The 22073-nt window shown below is 40.4% G+C and carries 17 protein-coding genes; 9 read left to right on the forward strand and 8 right to left on the reverse strand.

Annotation, left to right across the window (positions count from 1 at the left end):
* Positions 1 to 17: 17 nt before the first annotated feature.
* Entirely contained in the window at positions 18 to 1349 is a 1332-nt protein-coding gene (locus tag HCN54_RS04760; protein WP_167596761.1) for an MFS transporter, read from the forward strand.
* 58 nt (positions 1350 to 1407) lie between these two features.
* Here HCN54_RS04760 and HCN54_RS04765 read toward each other — a convergent pair whose 3' ends face one another.
* From HCN54_RS04765 to HCN54_RS04780, 4 genes are read right to left on the reverse strand one after another with little or no spacing between them, the layout of a single operon-like run.
* Positions 1408 to 2136 (reverse strand): head GIN domain-containing protein, encoded by a 729-nt coding sequence (locus HCN54_RS04765; protein ID WP_167596762.1) that lies wholly within the window; start codon positions 2134 to 2136, stop codon positions 1408 to 1410.
* Positions 2137 to 2154: 18 nt separating this feature from the next.
* Positions 2155 to 3258, reverse strand: a complete 1104-nt coding sequence (locus tag HCN54_RS04770; RefSeq protein ID WP_167596763.1) for a hypothetical protein — start codon at positions 3256 to 3258, stop codon at positions 2155 to 2157.
* The gene (locus tag HCN54_RS04775) at positions 3239 to 3790 is read right to left on the reverse strand and encodes a hypothetical protein (protein ID WP_167596764.1); all 552 of its coding nucleotides are present in this window, start codon (positions 3788 to 3790) and stop codon (positions 3239 to 3241) included. Before HCN54_RS04775 ends, HCN54_RS04770 begins: the two co-directional genes overlap by 20 nt.
* Positions 3791 to 3792: 2 nt before the next feature.
* A complete protein-coding gene (locus HCN54_RS04780; RefSeq protein ID WP_167596765.1) occupies positions 3793 to 4350 on the reverse strand; it encodes an RNA polymerase sigma factor in 558 nt (185 codons plus the stop codon).
* Positions 4351 to 4577: 227 nt separating this feature from the next.
* Here HCN54_RS04780 and lon point away from each other — a divergent pair, with 227 nt between their 5' ends.
* From lon to HCN54_RS04805, 5 genes are all read left to right on the forward strand, one after another.
* Complete coding sequence (gene lon, locus HCN54_RS04785) at positions 4578 to 7028, forward strand: endopeptidase La (RefSeq protein WP_167596766.1); 2451 nt, start codon at positions 4578 to 4580, stop codon at positions 7026 to 7028.
* A 114-nt stretch (positions 7029 to 7142) separates the two neighbouring features.
* On the forward strand, positions 7143 to 8162 hold the full coding sequence (porQ, locus tag HCN54_RS04790; protein WP_167596767.1) for a type IX secretion system protein PorQ: 1020 nt from the start codon (positions 7143 to 7145) through the stop codon (positions 8160 to 8162).
* Positions 8163 to 8200: 38 nt separating this feature from the next.
* Entirely contained in the window at positions 8201 to 8896 is a 696-nt protein-coding gene (gene cmk / locus HCN54_RS04795; RefSeq protein WP_167596768.1) for a (d)CMP kinase, read from the forward strand.
* Between the two features lie 24 nt (positions 8897 to 8920).
* Complete coding sequence (locus HCN54_RS04800) at positions 8921 to 10090, forward strand: MFS transporter (protein ID WP_167596769.1); 1170 nt, start codon at positions 8921 to 8923, stop codon at positions 10088 to 10090.
* Positions 10091 to 10259: 169 nt separating this feature from the next.
* On the forward strand, positions 10260 to 11690 hold the full coding sequence (locus HCN54_RS04805; protein ID WP_167596770.1) for an NAD-dependent succinate-semialdehyde dehydrogenase: 1431 nt from the start codon (positions 10260 to 10262) through the stop codon (positions 11688 to 11690).
* Positions 11691 to 11745: 55 nt separating this feature from the next.
* Here the strand turns inward: HCN54_RS04805 and HCN54_RS04810 are convergent, their stop codons facing one another.
* Entirely contained in the window at positions 11746 to 13170 is a 1425-nt protein-coding gene (locus HCN54_RS04810; RefSeq protein WP_167596771.1) for an amidohydrolase, read from the reverse strand.
* 270 nt (positions 13171 to 13440) lie between these two features.
* Between HCN54_RS04810 and HCN54_RS04815 the strand changes: the two genes are divergently transcribed.
* A complete protein-coding gene (locus HCN54_RS04815; RefSeq protein WP_240924946.1) occupies positions 13441 to 15123 on the forward strand; it encodes a carboxypeptidase-like regulatory domain-containing protein in 1683 nt (560 codons plus the stop codon).
* Here HCN54_RS04815 and HCN54_RS04820 read toward each other — a convergent pair.
* Positions 15120 to 15962 (reverse strand): alpha/beta hydrolase, encoded by an 843-nt coding sequence (locus HCN54_RS04820; protein WP_167596773.1) that lies wholly within the window; start codon positions 15960 to 15962, stop codon positions 15120 to 15122. The genes HCN54_RS04815 and HCN54_RS04820 overlap by 4 nt on opposite strands.
* Before the next feature lie 192 nt (positions 15963 to 16154).
* Between HCN54_RS04820 and rpsA the strand changes: the two genes are divergently transcribed.
* Both rpsA and HCN54_RS04830 read left to right on the forward strand, forming a co-directional pair.
* Complete coding sequence (gene rpsA / locus HCN54_RS04825; RefSeq protein WP_072982601.1) at positions 16155 to 18038, forward strand: 30S ribosomal protein S1; 1884 nt, start codon at positions 16155 to 16157, stop codon at positions 18036 to 18038.
* Between the two features lie 178 nt (positions 18039 to 18216).
* Complete coding sequence (locus tag HCN54_RS04830) at positions 18217 to 19395, forward strand: GlmU family protein (RefSeq protein WP_167596774.1); 1179 nt, start codon at positions 18217 to 18219, stop codon at positions 19393 to 19395.
* Here HCN54_RS04830 and HCN54_RS04835 read toward each other — a convergent pair.
* Both HCN54_RS04835 and HCN54_RS04840 read right to left on the reverse strand, forming a co-directional pair.
* Positions 19392 to 20975: a DHA2 family efflux MFS transporter permease subunit gene (locus tag HCN54_RS04835; protein WP_072982598.1), complete on the reverse strand. Its 1584-nt coding sequence runs from the start codon at positions 20973 to 20975 to the stop codon at positions 19392 to 19394. The two genes, HCN54_RS04830 and HCN54_RS04835, sit on opposite strands and share 4 nt — an antisense overlap.
* Before the next feature lie 6 nt (positions 20976 to 20981).
* A complete protein-coding gene (locus tag HCN54_RS04840) occupies positions 20982 to 22064 on the reverse strand; it encodes an HlyD family secretion protein (protein WP_167596775.1) in 1083 nt (360 codons plus the stop codon).
* Positions 22065 to 22073: the final 9 nt, after the last annotated feature.

Consider the following 22073-nt stretch of genomic DNA (forward strand, 5'->3'; position numbering starts at 1 on the left):
ATAACAACCTTAAGTTTATGGAAGCTTTACCTAAAGGAAGTAAAAAACTTTTGAATGCCTGGGCATTTTACGACTGGGCGAACTCGGTGTACAGCTTGGTGATCGCCTCTGCTGTTTTTCCTATTTTTTACGGAGCGCTCACGCTTGTAAAAGATGAAGATGGAAAAATACTGGATGACACGGTAAACTTTCTAGGATACGATTTTAATAATGATACGCTCATCAGCTACGTCACGGCCGCTGCTTTTTTGGTCGTTTCTTTTTTGAGTCCGTTTTTGAGCGGAATCGCAGATTATGTAGGGAATAAGAAGAGTTTTATGAAGTTTTTCTGCTATCTGGGTGCGCTTTCTTGTATAGGTCTTTTTTGGTTTAATATGGACTATCTCTGGTTTGGGCTGTTATGTTACTTTCTTGCATTGATAGGATTTTGGGCTAGTTTAGTGTTCTACAATTCGTATTTGCCGGATATCGCTTTTCCTGACCAGCAGGATAAAATAAGTGCAAAAGGCTATTCTTTAGGTTATATAGGGAGCGTGATTTTACTCATCGTTTGTTTAGCGATGATCTTGATGTATGAGACTTTTGGTTTTGAAGATGAAGGCTTGCCAACGCGCTTATCTTTTGTGCTTACGGGATTGTGGTGGATAGGCTTCAGTCAGTATACTTACTATTATTTGCCGAAAGGAAACAAGAAGGAGAAGCTGACCAAAAATGTTATGTTCAACGGTTTTAAAGAGCTTCGGAAAATTTGGAAAAAGCTTAAAGAAGATAAACCGATGCGTACCTACCTGAGTGCATTTTTTGTGTACAGTATGGCGGTTCAAACGATAATGCTTATAGCCACTTATTTTGGGATCGAAGAACTCGACTGGGGAACTACAGACAGCACCACCGGACTTATCGTAAGTATTTTATTGATTCAGTTGGTTGCGGTTCTTGGTGCCTGGCTTACCTCAAAAGCTTCGGCCAAGTTTGGCAATATTCAAACCTTGATCGTAATCAATTGCATTTGGATCGCGATTTGTATTTATGCTTATACGATCACCACGCCGTTTCAGTTTTATTTTACCGCTGCTTTTGTCGGTCTCGTAATGGGAGGGATTCAGTCGTTGTCGCGTTCTACGTATTCTAAATTGATTCCGGAAGGAGAGAAGGACACCGCTTCGTATTTCAGTTTTTATGATGTTTCAGAAAAAATAGGAATTGTGATCGGGATGTCTACTTATGGGTTTATTGCCGACCAATACAACATACGTAATGCGATTTTATTCTTTATTGTATTCTTTATCGTAGGTGTGATTTTACTGTTCTTTGTTCCGCGGAAGCGTATTGTAGAACAAGCGGAATAAGAAAATGGCTGCCCTTTTCGGGACAGCCATTTTCCAGATTTGATTGATGAAAATTTTCTTAATTGCTCACACTTCCTGAGCCTACAACTTTAGAATCTACTTTGTCAGGTTTACCGGTATACACGATATCTCCTGATCCTGCTACGGCTGCCTTTAAGGTCCCGCCATTGCAATTTAAGCTGATGTCACCAGAACCTGCGATGCTGGCATCAGCATCATTGCTTTTCAAATCTGAAGCGTGTAAGTCACCGCTTCCTGCTACTTTTAAATGAGATTTTTGCGTGCTTCCGCTAAGCGAAATATCTCCGCTTCCTGCTACTGATGCGGTTACATCTTGCGCATTAACTTCAAGAATCATATCGCCGCTACCAGAAACCGAACATTTAAAATCCTGTGCATTGATGACATCTTTAGAGGTAACGTCACCGCTTCCGGCTAGGTTTACCGCTTCAAGATCTTTAAAGGGAACTGTAATAATGATATCCTTATTGCGGCTGGTTCTCAAGCTAACGCCATCTTCGGTATAGATTTTAAGCTTATCGCCTTTAACTTCGGTAATAATATACTCCTGAAGATTTTCTTCGGCCTCTACAGTGATTTTTCCTTCGGCTCCTGCCACAAGAATTACATCAAATGAGCCTGCAACGCCTACTTCATCGTAGTCGCTTACGTTGCGGGTGTCAGTAATAGTATTTCCGTTTCCGGTTACTTTTTTGCCGCCCCACCATTGTGCGTTAACCGTTGAAGAAAGAAGCGCAATACCTAAGATTAGAATGATTTTTTTCATTTTTTGATTGATTAGTGATTAATTGACTTTATAAAAACTTACACCCCCGTATTCAGAGTTGATGTTCACGTTATTTTTTGCTGAAGCGCTTCCGTAATAGCCCTCGTAGTATTTATCTGAAGATTCGATCTGGCGTTTGGTGATCTCAAAATCTTCTTCGCCGTTCAGCCCTGCATAATCCAGTTTTATAATAAAATTGAATTGATAAGCAGCATTATAACCAATTTTTACTCCGGCGTATTCTGAGTTGATTCTCACATTACCGGCGCTGGCGGTAAGCTCGTCAATGCGTATCGAACCATAATCCATATTGAGGTCAACCGGGCCGCTGATTTTGCCAAGCTTTACGCTTAAATAGTCTGAACTTCCTTTAATGGCCTCTGCAGCATCCAGATTAAGACCGCCATAATCGCAAGAATACTGCAAGTTCTTAATGCTTCCGAAGGTTGACTTGGTATAATCTGCATTGAGTTCGATATTTCCGCCTTTTTCCAGTGTAAACGCACTGTAATCTGCTCTGATCTTTCCGCTCTTCATATAAGCGATATTGGAGTTGTTAGTGTAATCAAAACTCAGCAGGTTATTGTCTGCAAGCAATTCGCCTAAATCTAAATGTCCGTAATCACAAGATATTTTTGCCTGGCCTTTGATTTTGTCTATTGAAATCCCGCCATAATCGTTGCTAAGATCAACTTTGTTAGTAATAGGAACTTTGATCTTATAATTGATCTCCATATTTACATTGTTTCCTCCTGAGGTCCAGCTGCTCCACCACGAACTACTTGTGCTTTCAATTTCGGTACGTGCCGAAACCATATCTGCAGAGGCTTCAAAGCTTACTTCGATCTGATTAAGTTTTTTGATGACTTTGTCCTCGTCGTTACCGTTGGTTTTAATGTGCACCTCGATAACCACTTGATTTTGATCCCAAGAGATGACATCAACGTTGCCGTAGCTGTTGTTGATTTTAAGCAACGCATTAGCATTCACATTGTATTGCTTGTTGATCTTCTTTTCTTTTGTATACCTGCCTTTAAAGCGGTCAGGATCATTGCCGTTTGCAAAAGTTACCGCGCTGGTAACTAGAAAAAGAAAAAGATATTTATAGTAATTGGTCTTCATATACGTCGTTTTTAATTTTTTTGATTGATTCGATTTCTTCTAAAACTGTATTGAGCAGATCTATACGTGACTGAAAGTTGGCAATCATCGCATAAATCACACGCTTGTCTTCACCGCTAGTAGCGAGATCTTCGGTAAGCTCTTGGTAATCCTTTTCTAAAGCTTCAAGCTGAACAAGAGCATCCTCTACTAGTTCTTGCGTTTCAGGAGTTCGAGCCTCGTTGATATTATACAGTTCTTCTTCAATAGCTTTGGTGAAAAAATCCTGCGTCTTAGCCATTTCCGGGGAAACTGCAGCCAATTCCGCGCCGCTATTTGCAGGCTTAAGGGTTGCGTAACCTGCAAAAACGATCAGTACAATTGCAGCAGCAGAAGCAAGGTGTTTCCACCAGTCTAGCTTTTTGACGGTTTTTTCTTCTACTTGTGTCTCTTTGAGTTTGTTTAAAAAGCGCAGTTCGTGACCATCGCCGGGCTCGGCAATGTCAAAACAGTCGCGCTGTTCTTCAAACCAGTTTTCTAAATTCGGTTTCATAATTATTCGGTGATTAGCTCACTCAATTTTTTTCTTAAACTTTCTTTTGCTCGGGAAACTGTAGTTCTGCAATTGGCATAACTTATTCCTAGAATGTCGCTCATTTCTTCATAATCGTAACCTTCGATCAGATTCAGTGTAAGCGCCATTCTATAATTATCTTTGAGATGATTCATCGTTTGTAAAACGCGTTGCACCTCGAGATGGTTAGTGTCGCATTCAGTAATGCCTTGATCTTCTTCTAACTTGTAAAGCGTATCATCCAAATCGTCTTCTTTGAGTCGGTTACGTTTGTTATAACTGCTGATGCTGTTATTGACGACAATACGTTTTAACCAACTCCCAAAAGTTGCTTCTCCGCTGTACGAATCAAGCTTTGTAAAAGCACTTAAAAACGACTCTTGCATTACATCTTCGGCTTCGGCGCTATCTTTTACAATATGTAGCGAAGTATTGTACATAGCTTTATAATACCTTTTGTAAACCGTAAGCTGCGCGTGCTGATTTCCGTTTTTACATTGCTCTAAAAGCAGATCAATATGATGGTTAGTTGTGTTCAATAGGTTAATGCTTCAGTATAAAGATACGTCGGTAAGCAGTTTGTTACAGTTCTGCGGAATTTTTTTCCATCAACACTAAAAGTTAAGGTGGCATAGGAATTGAATTATAGAAGTAAAGAAAGATACTAAACAGCTTAAAAGCCCATTATTAAAGGGTTTAAATCAAATAAAAAAGATCGCATTGTTTTCAAAAGAATTGAAATCGTGACAATGTGGCGTTAAATAATATGGCTAGAACAAAATTTACAAATCTTGACAATCTGTCATTGCAGGACTTTGAAGGTGATGCTGAGTTAATTCCGTTGATGACTCCTGAGGATGAGGATGAGATCAATAGAGAAGAATTACCTGAAACCTTACCTATACTTCCTTTAAGAAATACCGTGCTATTTCCCGGTGTTGTGATCCCGATTACTGCCGGGCGTGATATGTCTATCGACTTGATCAACGAGGCGAATAAAGGTTCAAAAATTATAGGTGTTGTTTCTCAAAAGGATGGTGAAGTAGAAAATCCATCTGCAGACGATATTAATACCACAGGTGTGGTGGCGCGTATTTTACGTGTGTTGAAAATGCCTGACGGAAATGTTACCGTGATCATTCAGGGTAAAAAGCGCTTCAATATTGCTGAAGTTATCACCGAAAAACCATACTTGGTGGCGACGGTACGTGAAGTTGCTGAAACCAAACCTGAAAAAGATTCTGCTGAATTTAAAGCGATTATCGAGTCGATTAAAGAGCAGGCATTGCAGATCATTAAACAATCCCCTAATATTCCTAGTGAAGCAGGTTTTGCGATCAAAAATATTGAGAGCGAATCGTTTCTCATCAATTTTGTGAGTTCTAATATGAACTTGAGTGTTGAGGAAAAACAAGGCCTTTTGGAGATCAATGACCTTCAAGAACGTGCGTTACAGACGTTGCGCTATATGAATACCGAAATGCAAAAACTGGAGCTGAAAAATGACATTCAGAGCCGTGTGCATAACGATATGAGTCAGCAGCAGCGCGAGTATTTCTTGCATCAGCAAATGAAAACAATTCAAGAAGAATTGGGTGGCGTTTCTCAAGAAGATGAGATCGAAGAAATGCGTCAACGTGCGAAGAAGAAAAAGTGGGATGAAAAAGTGGGTAAGCAATTCAAAAAAGAGCTTGCCAAAATGCAGCGAATGAATCCACAGGTTGCGGAGTACAGCATTCAGCGTAACTATCTGGATCTGTTTCTAGACCTTCCGTGGAATAAATTCAGCAAAGATAAATTCGATTTAAAGCGTGCTAAGAAAATTCTTGACCGCGATCATTACGGATTAGATGATGTTAAGAAGCGAATTATTGAATATCTCGCAGTATTAAAACTGCGAAATGATATGAAGTCTCCTATCTTATGTCTGTACGGACCTCCGGGAGTTGGTAAAACTTCTTTAGGAAAATCGGTTGCCGAGGCGCTTGGACGCGAATATGTGCGTATGAGTTTAGGCGGTTTGCGTGACGAGGCCGAAATCCGCGGACACCGTAAAACCTATATAGGTGCGATGCCAGGTAGAATTCTTCAGAATTTAAAAAAGGCAGGAACCAGCAACCCGGTATTTGTTTTAGATGAGATCGATAAATTGAGCAACAGTAATCAGGGAGATCCTTCTTCGGCTTTGCTTGAAGTGTTAGATCCTGAACAAAATGCAGAGTTTCACGATAATTTCTTAGAACTTGGTTTTGACCTTTCTAAAGTGATGTTTATTGCTACGGCAAACAATTTGGGTAGCATTCAGCCGGCATTGCGTGACCGTATGGAGATTATCAATGTTACCGGTTATACCATTGAAGAAAAAGTTGAAATCGGGAAACGTCACTTACTTCCGAAACAATTAAAAGAACACGGCGTAACCGCAGATCAACTGAAGATTGCAAAACCTCAATTAGAGAAAATTGTGGAAGGGTATACGCGTGAATCCGGTGTGCGCGGCTTAGAAAAGCAAATCGCAAAGATGGTGCGTTATGCAGCTAAAAATATTGCGATGGAAGAAGAGTACAAGATCAAAATAGACAACCAGACGGTTATTGATGTTTTAGGTTCTCCAAAACTAGAGCGCAATAAATATGAAAATAATGAGGTAGCCGGAGTAGTAACCGGACTAGCTTGGACGCAAGTAGGCGGAGATATTCTCTTTATTGAATCTATACTTTCTAAAGGAAAAGGAAACCTAAGCGTTACCGGAAACTTGGGGAAAGTGATGAAAGAGAGCGCTACCCTTGCAATGGAATACATCAAGTCAAACGCCGAATATCTGGAACTAGATCCTAGCGTTTTTGAAAAGTACAATGTACACATTCACGTACCTGAAGGTGCTACGCCAAAAGATGGGCCGAGTGCAGGGATCACGATGTTGACTTCGTTAGTTTCATTATTTACACAGCGAAAAGTAAAACAAAGCATCGCAATGACCGGCGAGATCACGCTGCGTGGAAAAGTATTGCCTGTAGGCGGTATTAAAGAGAAGATTCTTGCAGCAAAACGCGCGCACATTAAAGAAATCATTATGTGTGCAGAGAATGAGCGTGATATTAAAGAGATCAATGAAGATTACCTTAAAGGGCTTACATTCCACTACGTGAATGATATGAGCGAAGTACTTGACATTGCTTTGACCAATGAAAAGGTTAAACGTGCTAAGCAACTTTAAACTCTTAGATACATTTTAATCAAACCCGCTAAGTCACTTAGCGGGTTTTTTAATGGGGTAGAAATAAAGTATACTTGTATACGTTTTGCGATACGGGTTGTTTGATGATTTGATATGATAAAAAAGCTACTTTTAATTTTAGCCTTGTTGACGAGCTTCAGTTTTTGGGCGCAATTGGGAGGTCGCGCGACATATCAATTCCTGAATTTAGTTTCTTCGCCAAAACAAGCTGCGCTAGGCGGAAAACTATTAACCGATTACAGTTACGATCCCACAAGTGGTTTATTCAATCCGGCGACGATCAATCCAGAAATGCATAACCAACTTTCTTTAAACTATGTCAACTATCTTGCTGATGTAAATTATGGGACTGTAGGCTATGCTTATGAATACGATCGGCGGAGTGGCGTTTTTCACGCCGGGGTCACGTATGTAAATTATGGTACTTTTAAAGGCTATGATGAGCGCGGTAATGCCACAGCAGACTTTAGTGGAGGCGAAGTGGCCTTTTCTGCGGGTTATGCTTATAATATTCCGCGAACAGATTTTTTTGTTGGAGCTAATGTTAAATTGATTTCTTCAAAATTGGAGCAGTACACTTCGTTAGGTGGCGCAGTAGATCTGGGATTTATCTACGTTAATGATGAACTGGAACTCAATATTGCCGGAGTGGTGCGCAATATTGGTACGCAGTTTATGGCTTACGATGTTACGCATGAAAGGCTTCCGCTAGAAGTGGATCTTGGTATTTCTCAAAAGTTAGAATACGTTCCGGTGCGATGGCATTTTACTTTAGAGAACCTTCAAAATTGGAATTTAGCCTTTGCTAATCCCGCACGAGCAACTTCAGACCTAAATGGAAATTCTACCCCGGAAAATGTCAATTTCTTTGATGAAGCGCTTCGCCATATGATTTTTGCAGCAGAATTATTTCCAGATAAAGGCTTTAATATTCGGTTGGGATATAGTGTGCGTAGAGCCGAAGAATTGCGTATTGTAGATCAACGTAGTTTTGCAGGTCTTAGTGCCGGTTTCTCTGTGAAGTTTAATAAATTGCGCCTGAGTTACAGCTACGCGCGTTACAACACTGCTGCCAGCTCAGGATTCTTTGGTTTAAATATAGATTTGAACTAAAGTAATTACGATACTATTTAATCTTCAAGCATAAACTTTTGAAAAAAATAACCATTGCCATAGACGGCTATTCTTCTACAGGTAAAAGTACAGTAGCCAAAATGCTGGCTCAAGAATTGGGCTACGTATATGTTGATACCGGTGCGATGTATCGTGCCGTGACACTGTATGCGATGCGTAAATTATTTATCAAAGCCGGGCATTTTGATAAAGAAGCGTTGATCAGGCATTTATTTATGGTTTCAGTAAAGTTTCAAATGAATGCAGAGACCGGGATTGCCGACGTTTATCTTAATGGCGAAAATGTAGAACGGGAGATCAGAACACTAGAAGTATCCAACTTTGTAAGTCAGATCGCTGCGATTCCCGAAGTACGAAAACTGCTCGTGCAAAAGCAACACGAGATGGGCGAAGAAAAAGGCATTGTGATGGATGGTCGTGACATTGGTACCGTGGTTTTCCCTGACGCCGAGTTGAAAGTATTTATGACCGCATCTGCAGACGAGCGTGCGCGCCGTAGATTTGAAGAGCTTAAAGCTAAAGGCGATGCCGTAAGTTATGAAGCAGTTTTAGAGAATGTTCAGAAGCGTGATAAACTTGATACATCAAGAGCCGATTCTCCGCTTGTGCAGGCAGAAGATGCGATTTTGCTAGACAATACGCATACTAATATTGAAGATCAGTTTCATATTCTTTTACAACTCGCAAAGGACCGTATCTTCGGCAGATGCTAATCTTTTGAAATTCCTTTTTTATTAATGAAAGCTACCCAACTTGATCGTGGGCTACTCTACTTGATGGCTGCAGGAGCGGGTCTGGTTGTGGCCAATAATTATTACAACCAACCGCTTCTTAATTTAATGGCCAAAACCTTCTCGGTAACCGAGGCGCAGGTGAGCAATATTCCGCTCGCAACACAATTAGGATATGCGTTTGGTTTGCTTTTCATCATTCCGTTAGGGGACAAATTTTCTAGAAGAACCATCATTTTGATCGATTTTGTGGCGATTATTGGTTCCCTGTTGGTGACTGCAATGGCGCCTTCTCTTACTGTGCTTACAATTTCTAGTTTTTGTGTGGGTTTTTCTTCTGTAGTGCCTCAACTGTTTGTGCCGATGGCTGCCCAACTCGCTTCTGAAGAAAACCGAGGTAAAGCCATTGGGATCGTGATGAGCGGTTTGCTGATCGGGATTTTAGGAAGCCGTTTTCTCAGCGGATTAGTAGGAGAGTATTTTGGTTGGCGTTTTATGTATTACGTAGCTGCCGGAATTATGCTTGTTTATGCAGCACTGCTTTATTTTAAATTACCGGATGTCGCCACCAATTTTAAAGGAACGTATTCTCAACTCATGCAATCGCTTTGGAAATTATTTAAAACCAAGCCCGAAGTGCGTATTGCCGGTTTACGAGGTGCATTGGGCTTTGCAGGATTTAGCGCATTCTGGACCACGCTAGTATTTTTGATGGAAACCAATTTTGGTTACGGTAGTGGTGCAGCCGGACTCTTTGGCGTTTTGGGAATGATAGGAGCTTTAGGCGCTACTATTTCGGGTAAGTTGAATGATAAATATCCGTCTAAGAAGCTCATCTATATTTTTACAGCTATTCTCATTGTGTCTTGGATCGTTTTTCAATTTAGTGGAAATTCTATTTTTGGTCTGGTAATAGGAGTTTTGTCGGTTGATTTTGGATTGCAATGTTTGCACGTAACCAATCAGAATATCATTTTTAATCAAAACCCAGAAGCGCGCAATAGGGTAAATACCATTTATATGGTGCTTTATTTTATAGGCGGAGCGCTAGGTACGGTTACCGGAGCTTACGCATGGCAGCATTATCAGTGGGCGGGCGTGGCGACTTTGGGGTTAGTATATTCCATACTCATTATCATACTCCAGCTTTTATTTCAGTGGAAGCATAAACGCTAATTTCATACTTCAGTCTTTATTTGAAGAATCATATGCTAAATTCCCCATAAGATGTGCTTAAGGCTTTATTAAAACCCCTTGTTTCAGTTAGGCTACTCATTAACTTTAAAATAAAAATTGCGGTTGCTTACTATTTAAGTAATACCGAAAACTATTTAAAAGAACTATTATGAGTACAGACATTTTAGATAAGCCCAATGCCACGCAAAAGGCTACAAGTAAAGATACCATTCAAACTATAAATCCTTCTACCGGTAAACCTCTTGATCGATATAAGATGATGACCGATCAAGAAGCAAGTGATGCGGTTCAAGCGACGCACAATGCTTTTCTAGAGTGGAAGACCTTTCCGTTAGAAAAACGTGCAGCGTTTATTCAGAAAATAGGTAAAAGTCTCGCTGAGCATAAAGAGCAATTGGTTAAATTGATGACTGAAGAAATGGGGAAACTCATCAGTCAGGGGGAACAAGAAGTTGATTTGTGTGTAGGTATCTGCGAATATACTGCGCAAAATGGGCCTAAAGCTTTACAGGATGAAAAGCGCACCCTGCCGCAAGGCGGAAAAGGTGTGATCACTTATGCACCACTAGGCGTGATTTACGGCATTCAACCTTGGAATTTTCCTACCTATCAAGTAATGCGCTATACCATCGCTAATTTAATGGCGGGTAACGGGATATTACTGAAGCACGCCGAAAATGTGACCGGTTCTGCATTGTTGATCGAAAAAATCATCAGGGAGGCAGGTTTACCGGAAAACATATTTACGGTGCTGAGAATTTCGCACGACCAATCTGACGCTATCATTGAAAATGATTTGGTACGCGGAGTTACCTTAACCGGTAGTGGAGCAGCAGGAAAAGTTGTTGGCGAAAAAGCCGGAAAAGCTTTAAAGAAAACCGTATTGGAATTGGGATCTAACGATGCGTATTTAGTACTAGATGACGCTGATGTTGATACCGCAGTAGAATGGAGTATTAAAGGACGAATTTATAATAACGGGGAAACCTGTGTTGCCGCCAAACGCTTTGTTGTAACTGAGAAAGTCTACGATGAATTCAAGCAAAAATTCGTTGCCGGAATGGAAAAAATCAAATTTGGTGATCCTACAGATGACACCGTGGATATTGGACCTATGGCGCGTAAGGATTTACGAGAAAAATTGCACGATCAGGTTCAAGAAAGTATTGCTAATGGAGCCGAAGTATTATGCGGTGGTAATTTGCCCAAAGGTGAAGGCTACTTTTATCCCGCAACGGTTTTAGGTAATGTAAAACCCGGTCAACCGGCTTATGATGATGAGTTGTTTGGTCCTGTTGCCTCGCTGATCAAAGCAAAAGATAATGAGGATGCTATGCGTATCGCAAATGACAGCCGCTTTGGTTTAGGTGGTGGTATATTTTCAAAAGACGAAAAGGCAGCTTTTGAACTTGCCAAAAATCATTTCGACACCGGAATGGTATTTATCAACAGTTTTGGCCTCGCACAACCTAATATGCCTTTTGGTGGTGTAAAAGCTTCAGGATATGGTAGAGAACACGGTGGTTTTGGTATTAAAGAATTTGTAAATGAAAAAGCAATTATGAGTTTAGATAGTTAATTCAAAAATTGCTTAAAGCAAAAATCCCCGTTCAATAGTGAACGGGGATTTTTTTTTAGTTACCAATAGGTGGCGGTCCATCGGGGATCATCGCTTTGTAGACGTCGTCTCCTTTACGTTCTTTAAATTCAGTTTTTACTTCTTCAACAAGTTTTGCATCTTCAAATAAATCATACATAGTCATTGACATAGCTTTTGAAGCCATTACCATTCCTTTATGGCCTATAGACATTCCGCCGCATGCGACAACCGCCCAGGAATGCCAAGGCGTATCTTTAGGAGCAACGGTTACGCCAAGATTGATATTAGGCACATTCCAACTTACGTCACCCACATCTGTAGAGCCGCCGCCGGGATTTTCTCTGGTTTCCTCAAAGGGATAGATCTTGCTGTCCATTCCTACTTGAGGTTTATCGGTCATTTCTTGAATCTTTTTACCAAAAGCGATTTCTTCTTCCGTATATTCTAAAGGGCCTAAAAGCTCCAGATTCTCTTGCATTACGGCTCCGCCGGTTCTGTTTACCAAAGTTTCTCGTATTCCGGAAACTAGCGAATATTTATAATCTACATTCGCCATAATTGCAGCACCTTCTGCCATTTTCTTTACCTGTTCAAAAACCGGAAGCATTCCTTTAGTATCGGTATTGCGCACGCGTACCCACAATTTGCTGTAATCAGGCACCACGTTAACCACTTGACCACCATCTTGAATATGATAGTGAATGCGTACGGTAGGTTTTATATGTTCACGGTAATAATTGATTCCCGTGGTATACAACTCTAACGCATCAGAAGCACTGCGCCCATTCCACGGATCTGCCGCAGCGTGCGCCGCTTGACCGTTAAATTCTACAATAAAGTCAACCATAGCCAGCGAACTTTGCACATCTGCTTTAGTATCTGCAGAAGGGTGCCAGCTTACATTAACATCTACATCATCCCAAACCCCAGCTTCGAGCATCCATAATTTACCAAAGAATTTTTCTTCGGCAGGAGTACCTATGAATTTTACGGTGCCTTTAATTTTTCCGGCTTCGATCATCTCTTTAACCGCAATAGCTGCACCCAGACTTGCGGTCCCAAAAAGGTTATGACCACATCCGTGACCTGCTGCGCCAGCTTCCAGGGGTTCTTTAGTAGGCTGCGCCTTTTGTGAAATACCGGGAAGTGCGTCAAACTCACCCAGAATACTTATTACCGGCTTGCCCTCTCCATAGGTCGCAATAAATGCGGTAGGAATATCAGCAACTCCGCGTTCTACAGCAAAACCATTTGCTTCGGCATAATCGGCAAGTAGTTTTGAAGATTCGGTTTCCTGAAAAGCGATTTCGGCATTTGCCCAAATTTGGTCACTTATCGAAATCAATTCTTCTTTGTGACTTTCAACAGAAGCAATAAGCTGCTTTTTGTCTTTAGGAATTTTTTGCCCGAAAGCAACTAGTCCTATCAGCAGAAATAATAATGTAATTTTTGTATTCATCTAGAAACATTTTAGTTAGTGCATCTAAAGTTAACAAAATCAATTTGAGCTTTTTGTAAAGTAGTTATTTCTAGATAATTCTAAATTATCAGTCTGGAAATTAGTTGAATCTTTAAAAATGTGAATTGAAATTGTTGATAGTGTAATCTGCCTCAAGAATATAAACTTATTGTGTTTAGTTATATTTTAATTAATAGTTTTATATAACTTACTGTAATTATGTGAATTATGCGAATTAGGTGGATTATGAAAATAGGTGTAATATGTTTTTTGGCTTTATTAAGTGTTTCATTTGGTCTATTTGCACAAAGCACACAGGAGGTGACCGGTTATGTTACCAGTTTAGGAACACCTGTGGTTAGTGCTAAAGTTACTGTGGTGGGTACAGAAGTTATGACCGCAACAGATAGTAGGGGATACTATACCATCGATGTGGCGCCACGTCAAGAATTACAATTTTCTTATGTAGGACTAGAAACCGTAACGATCATAATAGAAGATGTTACGAAAACGCTCAATGTAAAAATGCTGCCCGAGGTTAATGATCTTGATGAGGTAACCGTCACTACCAAAAACAAGAATCAAAGCGATTGTCAAGAAGAATTTGGTCCAAATGGTAAACCTAGAAAAATGCCAACAGCGATGGGGTATATCAGTACTGGTGGTTCTTCGGCATATGTAAAAGGAGCTAGTTTAAATCAAGCTGCGGTAGATTTAGCAAGAGCTATAGATGGTAGAGCAGCAGGATTAGAAGTAAATAGTGAAGGCGAAATTTATATTAGAGCGGGTAACTCTATAAATAACAACATACCTGCTATATGGGATATAGATGGAACAATTTATACAGAACCACCATTTATCGATATAGCGAATGTACAGGATATTCTTATTTTAAAATCATTAAGTCAGACTAATAGGTACGGGAGTATGGCTTCAGGTGGCGTAATTGTAGTACGTACTAAAGGTGCTTATTTTTCACAGCGTAAAGAAAAGGTCGGTAAGACTTATGGAAATCAAAGGGTTTACTCTGACGACGCTATTGCCATGGAAAGTCTAATCACAGTAACTCCTCAATATCAGAAGAATTTAGAAAGTTCAAATACTCTGGAAGAAGCTTTTAGTATTTATGAAAAATCGCTTGTTAACAATGCACGAGACGTCGCATTTTATGCTGATGTTGCACAGTACTTTTATGATAAAAATGCTACCGATAAAGCACATTTGGTTTTAAGCGAAATGGAAACCGCTTTTGAAACCAATGCTGAAGCCTTGAAGGTGCTCGCATATACTTATGAAGCAAACGCTGATCGTGAAAAAGCGCTTTCGGTTTATAAGAAGATATTCAGACTGCGTCCGCAATACGCGCAATCGTATCGGGATTTAGGCAATTCGTTTGCTGTTGCTGAAAATTATCAGAAAGCCTGGTTGATGTATATGGGCTATATGAATACCACAGATAGTTTGAGCGGCACAGGAATAGACGCGATTGTTTACCGGGAGATGGAAGCCTTATATTTTCAGCATAAAGATAAGATCGATGCAGATGCTAAATTTTCACTCCCTGAAAATAAAAGCGAACTCGCTTACGATGTTCGTTTAGTTTTTGAATGGAACACCTCTGAAGCCGAATTTGATCTTGAATTTGTAAATCCGCAAAATCAACCTTATGTGGTGAATCACACCTTAGAGCAAAGTCCCGACCGCATCAGAGATGAAAAACTTAAAGGCTATACTTCAGAAGAGTTTTTGATTGATGATCTAGGTTCTGGTGACTGGCTGGTGAATCTCAAATATTATGGGAATAAGCAGTTTCAGCCTACATTTTTAAAAGTCACTGCCTATTATAATTGGCAGCAACCTAATCAACGGGAAATGGTTGAGGTATTCAAATTAACCCGACAAAATATAAAAATGCAATTGCTTAAATTGAATAACCGCAATTTACGCTATTAAGAATTCGCACGATCTAGAATCCAATTGCTATAAAACTCAAGAACTTCTTCTTTGTTGAGTTCGTTGTGCGTTTCGTGTCGTAAACCTTCCCAAGATTTAAAATCCATTTGATCAGGATGACGCGAAGCCAAAGTTTTTGAAGCTTGGTATTTTGTGACGTTGTCTTCGGTCCCGTGTGCTAGAAGAAGTTTGGTTCTAAAATCAAAAGTTTTATCCATTAGGTAAACGCCGTTATCGTTTAGACCAAAAAATAATTTTATTGAAGCCTTACCGTGTACCAGCGGATCGTTTTGGTAAGCTTTTCCTACTTCAGCATTTCTGGAAAGATCCTCTGGGTTGAGTTTAGTTTCCTTAATCGGGTTTAGAGCAAAGGTCAAGGCCATTCTGCCTAGAATAATTTGCAATGCTCCGGGATTGTTGACGAGCTTTAGCCAAGGCGAAGTCACGAGGGCTCCTGCCGGTGGATCTGCTGTTATTAATAAATAGCGTAAAACAATGCCGCCGCCCATACTGTGACCATATAAAAATACCGGTGTTTCCGGGTTTTCTTCAATGGCTTTTTCATAAAGAAAGTCCACTGCTAAAATAAAATCCTGTAAGGAGCGTACAACGCCACGTTCACCGCTAGATTTTCCGTGGCCGGGCAGATCGATTGCATAGCAGGTTATGTTTTTAGTATTGAAATATTCGGCAACGTGAGTGTACCTTGCTAAATGCTCTCCAAAACCGTGAATGATGCAAACCACAGCTTTTTGATCGGGAGCTTTCCAGACCTTTCCAAAGAGTTCATGTCTAGCGGTTTGCCCCTTAAATGTGGTGTTTGATTTTTCTGCTAACATATTTTTTATTTCAGAATAGAAAATTAGAAAAGTTTATGTAATTTTGCACTCCTTTTGACAACGGTTGGAAACCCAAAAGGATGAGGGATTTAAAATGAATCTCTTGAAACCAAACATGTATTTTAAACCTCTTTTACGATTTTGAGTTGTTTAGTTTCCACAAAAGCGTAAAATACAAACTATTAATCAGCAATGGCTGAAGAAAATAAAAAACCAGAAGCTCAGGAAGAAGTTGAGCTTAAGACAAATGTTGCAGCAGCAGAAGAACTTGCTACTCCTGATGCAATTAAAGAACCAAAAGGTTACGAAAGTGCTGCTCAAGCTAATCCTGAGAAATTTCTTAAAGAATTCAACTGGCACAACTACGAAGAAGGAATTGATCCTATCGATGATGATAAGCTAGACGAGTTTGAAAAGCTGGTTGCAGAAAACTTTGTTGACACTCTTGATGACGAAGTTGTTGAAGGTAAAGTAATCAACATCACAGATCGTGATGCTATTATAGACATCAACGCAAAGTCTGAAGGTGTAATCTCTCTTAACGAGTTCCGTTACAACCCAGATCTTAAAGTTGGTGATACTGTAGAGGTATTAATTGACGTGCGTGAAGACGCAACCGGTCAATTAGTATTATCTCACCGTAAAGCACGTGTGATCAAAGCTTGGGAGCGTGTAAACAAAGCTCACGAGGATGGTACAATTGTTACCGGTTTTGTAAAAGCACGTACTAAAGGTGGTATGATCGTAGACGTATTTGGTATTGAAGCATTCTTACCAGGTTCTCAGATCGATGTGAAGCCTATTCGTGATTACGATGCGTATGTAAACAAAACAATGGAATTCAAAGTGGTTAAAATTAACCAAGAATTCAAAAACGTTGTTGTTTCTCACAAAGCGCTTATCGAGGCAGATATCGAAGAGCAGAAAAAAGAAATCATCGGGCAGCTTGAAAAAGGTCAGGTTCTTGAAGGTACCGTTAAAAACATTACTTCTTACGGAGTATTCGTTGACCTTGGTGGCGTAGATGGATTGGTACACATTACAGATCTTTCTTGGTCTCGTATCAACCACCCGAATGAGATCGTTGATCTTGATCAGAAACTTAACGTGGTTATCCTTGACTTTGATGAGGATAAAACACGTATCCAACTTGGTCTTAAGCAGCTTAAGAAGCACCCATGGGATGCTCTTAGCGAGACTTTAAGTGTAGGTGATAAAGTAAAAGGAAAAGTTGTAGTAATCGCAGATTACGGTGCTTTTGTTGAAGTAGAAGAAGGAGTAGAAGGTCTTATCCACGTTAGTGAAATGTCTTGGTCTACGCACTTACGTAGCGCTCAGGATTTCGTAAACGTTGGTGACGAAGTAGAAGCTCAAATTCTTACTATGGATCGTGAAGATCGTAAGATGTCTCTTGGTATCAAGCAATTAACGCAAGATCCTTGGACTGATATTACTTCTAAATATCCTGTAGGTTCTCGTCACACCGGAATTGTACGTAACTTCACTAACTTTGGTGTATTCGTAGAATTAGAAGAAGGTATCGACGGTCTTATCTACATCTCAGACCTTTCTTGGACTAAGAAAATCAAGCACCCATCAGAATTTACAAACATCGGTGATAAACTAGAAGTTGTAGTTCTTGAGCTTGACGTAGAAGGACGCAAATTAAGCTTAGGTCACAAGCAGATTGAAGACAATCCTTGGGACAAATACGAAGCTGATTTTGCAGTAGGAACTAAGCACACCGGTACAATTGGAGAAATTGTAGACAAAGGAGCAACTGTTGAATTCAACGAGGACATCGTGGCATTTATTCCAGGGCGTCACTTAGAGAAAGAAGACGGAAGCAAACTTGGTAAAGGTGATGAGGCAGAATTCCAAATCATTGAGTTTAATAAAGACTTTAAACGTGTAGTTGCTTCACACACTGCATTGTTTAAAGAAGAGGAAGCTAAGATTGTTAAGCAGGCAGCTAAGAAAGCAGCTGATTCTGCAGCAGCTAGCGCACCTACTTTGGGAGACGCAAATGATGCTCTTGCAGCATTGAAAAAGCAAATGGAAAAAGGCGGTAACTAAGCCCTAACATTTTCTAATATTAGAAAGCCCTTTAGCACTTGCTAAAGGGCTTTTTTTATTGGGGTTGAAAGGTTATCAATTCCCAAGTGTATCATTTTAACCTTACGCTATAAGATGGAGCAATAGCTTTTCTCTAAAGATAAATGTTTATTTTCGCTTACCCAGAAACACTACACTTATGAACTATATTCTCTTTGACGGTCCTTCGCGTAAAAAGCTCTTACCCTTTACCTATACTAGACCTGTCGCAGATCTCAGAATCGGAATTTTAACCATTCGGGAGAAGTGGGAAAAACACCTGGGAAGTACAACTTCTACAATCACTGAAGAGTATTTGTCTGAAAAATTCCCTATGGTGGAGTTTGAAGAGAATGTAATGATCAATGCATCGTATATTCCTACGGAAGTTCTGGTAGAACAAGTGCTGGATCTACAGGAAAATCAAGCCCTTTTTGATGGGGATGATATCGTTGCTTTTTATACTAAAGATAACCAGGAAGAAATAGATTTTGATACCTATGAGCAATTAGAAGTTACGGTTGAAGGTGTCTTTAAGATTGAAAATAATTGGGATATTTTCAGTAAAAATCACGAAGCCATTCAGCTGGATTATGATTTGATAACCGAAGGAAGAACTTCTGCAGAAATACCTAAAGGAGTACAAACGCTTCACGCAGAAAATATCTTTATTGAAGAAGGTGCTAAAATTAATTTTTGCACGCTTAATGCCTCAGCAGGTCCTATTTATATAGGTGAAGATGCTGAGATTATGGAAGGTGCACTCATTCGCGGTCCGTTTGCACTTTGCGAACACGCTGCCGTAAAGATGGGAGCAAAAATCTATACAGGAACGACTATTGGTCCGTATTGCAAAGTTGGAGGAGAGGTTACCAATTCGGTATTGATGGCATATTCTAATAAAGGTCACGATGGTTATTTAGGAAATTCTGTGTTGGGTGAATGGTGCAATATTGGTGCGGATTCTAACAACAGCAACCTTAAAAATAATTACGAAGAAGTGCGTCTTTGGGATTACGAGACCGAAGGTTTTGCAAAAACCGGATTGCAATTTTGTGGTTTAATGATGGGAGATCACAGCAAGTGCGGTATTAATACCATGTTCAATACAGGAACGGTTATCGGTGTAAGCGTCAATATTTTTGGAACAGGTTTTCCTCGTAATTTTGTTCCTAGTTTCAGTTGGGGTGGGGCCAGTGGTTTTACCACTTATAAAACCAATAAAGCTTTTCAAACCGCTAAACTAGTGATGGAACGCCGCAACATACCTTTTGATGAGCAGGAAGCGGCGATCTTAGAACATGTCTTTGAGGAGTCAGCTAAATACAGAAGGTATTAATGCGCTCCTGATGCCGGTTTGCCCGAACCATTTTTCATCATTAAAACAAAAGGTACGCAGACTAAAAACAGAATTCCCAAGTATAGAAATACATCCATATACGTGAGTACCGTGCCTTGAAGGCTAATGCTTCCTTCTAATACTTGGTATGCGCGGTCTAAGGCTTCATTAAAACTAAAACCTTTCCCTATAAACATTTGCTGCAAACCGTTTACACGCTGTTGCGTTTGCGGATCAATACTACTTAAGTTAGGAATCAGATCAACCCGATGCTGCTGATTTAAGCGTGAAATCATCGTTGTGATAATAGCAATACCGAACGAGCCTCCTAATTGGCGCATCATTCCGGTAAAGGCGGCGCCTTCACCAATCTCAGCTCCTTTTAACGTAGAAAGTGCTAAGGTAGTAATAGGAACAAATAACAGTCCCAGACCCATTCCGCGGAGCACTAAAGGCCAAAACATAGCCTCTGACGAGGTATCTGGAGTAAGCAGGTTATGCATCCATAGGCTATATAAGAAAAACCCAATAAAACCCAGTGCTACCAGATACTTTGCGGGGATTCCGCGTTCTAGGAGCTTCCCTATTATGGGCATCATTAAACCTGTGGTTATCGAACTCGGGATTAGTAATAAGCCGGCATCGGTTGCTGTCCACCCTAAAATGGACTGGGTGTAAATCGGGATCACGAAGGTAGAGCCGTAAAGACCAAAACCTAGAATAAAGGTCATTATAGTTCCCGTCCATAAATTGGTGTTGCGCAGTACCCTTAGGTTTACAATAGGAAACTCATAAACCAGTTCGCGCCAAATAAATGCCACAAGACCAAATAAAGAAACCACACTTAAAATTACGATCATATGGTCTTCAAACCAGTCGTCTTGTTGCCCGTGTTCAAGTACAAATTGCAACGAACCAATAAAGGAGGCAAGAAATACAATACCCCACCAGTCTACTTGATTTGCGCTCAGTTTTTCACCATATTTTGGACTTCTAACAAAGAGAATTGTCAAAAAGGTCGCAATGATCCCAATCGGAATATTGATATAGAAAATATAAGGCCACGAGAAATTGTCAACCAGATAGCCACCTAAAGGTGGTCCTAGGGTAGGACCAACGATCACACCCATTCCGTAAATGGCTTGCGCCATACCTCGTTTAGCGACCGGGTAACTTTCGGTTATAATAGTTTGTGCAGTAACCAGCAACGCACCACCACCTAGACCTTGAACAAACCTAAAAGCAACGAGCTCCCAAATGTTTGTAGCATTTCCGCAGAGAAAGGAAGAACACGTAAAAATGACGATGGAAACCGCAAAATAATTCCGCCGACCAAACTGTTTTGATAACCAACTCGTCATAGGTATGATGATCACGTTAGCAATGGCATACGCGGTGATTACCCACGCGACATCAGTCAAGGTGGCGCCCAGGCTTCCGCGCATATCATTTAATGCAACGTTTACAATGGTTGTATCTACAATCTCTAAAAGTGCGCAAAGAATCGCGGTGATCGTGATGATCACGCGTCTAAAGCCATACTCAACGAGACTGTCTTCTGCTTCTATAGCCTCAGCCATAGTATTCTAGTTTAGATGTACGTCTATTTCTGCATTCATTCCTGCGCGTAACAAAGCCAAGCGTTCCTGACTGTTAGCGTCAGTAAAATTAATCTTCACAGGTAGGCGTTGTACGGTTTTTACAAAGTTTCCGGTCGCATTATCGGGTGGAAGTAAAGAAAATCGAGCGCCGGTAGCAGGAGAGAAGTTAGCTATGACCCCTTCAAACTCTTCATCTGGATAGGCATCGATAGCAATGCCTACTTTTTGACCAACTTTCATATCGTTTAATTGGGTTTCTTTAAAATTGGCAACAATCCATTTATCTTGAGTATTTACAAGATAAAAGAGCGATTGACCGGGTTGCACAAATTGCCCTTCTTGAATTTCTATCGAAGAAAGTTGGCCGTCGATAGGAGCGATCACCACCGTGTAATCCAGATTAAGTTGTGCGGCATCTACCTGCGCTTGAGCGCTTTTAATATTAGCTTCAGCAACAGCGACTTGTTTTTCGGTCACTTCGTTTTGAGAAGTCGCCGCACGGCTTTGACTTTGCATTGCTTTTTGCTGATTTTCTAAAACCGAAAGACGTGCTTCGGCTTCTTGCTTAGCCGCTAAAGCTTGCTCGTATTGCTGAGTCGTGATGCTCTTATTGTCGTAGAGATTTTTATATCTGGTATAATCATCTGAAGCTCTCCTCAACTGAATTTTGGCCGACTCAATATTGCCGTAAGTTGAAGAAACCTGTGCATAGGATGCGCTGGCATTTGCCTTAGAGGAACCAATAGAGGACTGCGCAACAGCAAGCTGACTTTCGGCGGCTGCTAAACTTGCTTTGGCTTGTTCTAACTGAACAAGATAATCGCGCTGATCTATAGTAAACAATGTGTCTCCAGCTTTTACAATAGCGTTATCTTCAACAAAAATTTGGTCAACATAACCGCCTACGTGCGGTATGATGGCACTCATATTTGCTTCTACCTGAGCATCATCAGTTTCTTCGTGAGAGAGCGAGTGAATGAACTTAATCGTTCCGTAGGTTGCGCCGATGAGCACTAAAACGGCTGTAATGATGATGAATTTTTTATTGGTTTTTTTCTTCTGTTCCATGATTGTAGA

The sequence above is a fragment of the Leeuwenhoekiella sp. ZYFB001 genome, from assembly GCF_011784865.1.
Lineage (GTDB): Bacteria > Bacteroidota > Bacteroidia > Flavobacteriales > Flavobacteriaceae > Leeuwenhoekiella > Leeuwenhoekiella palythoae.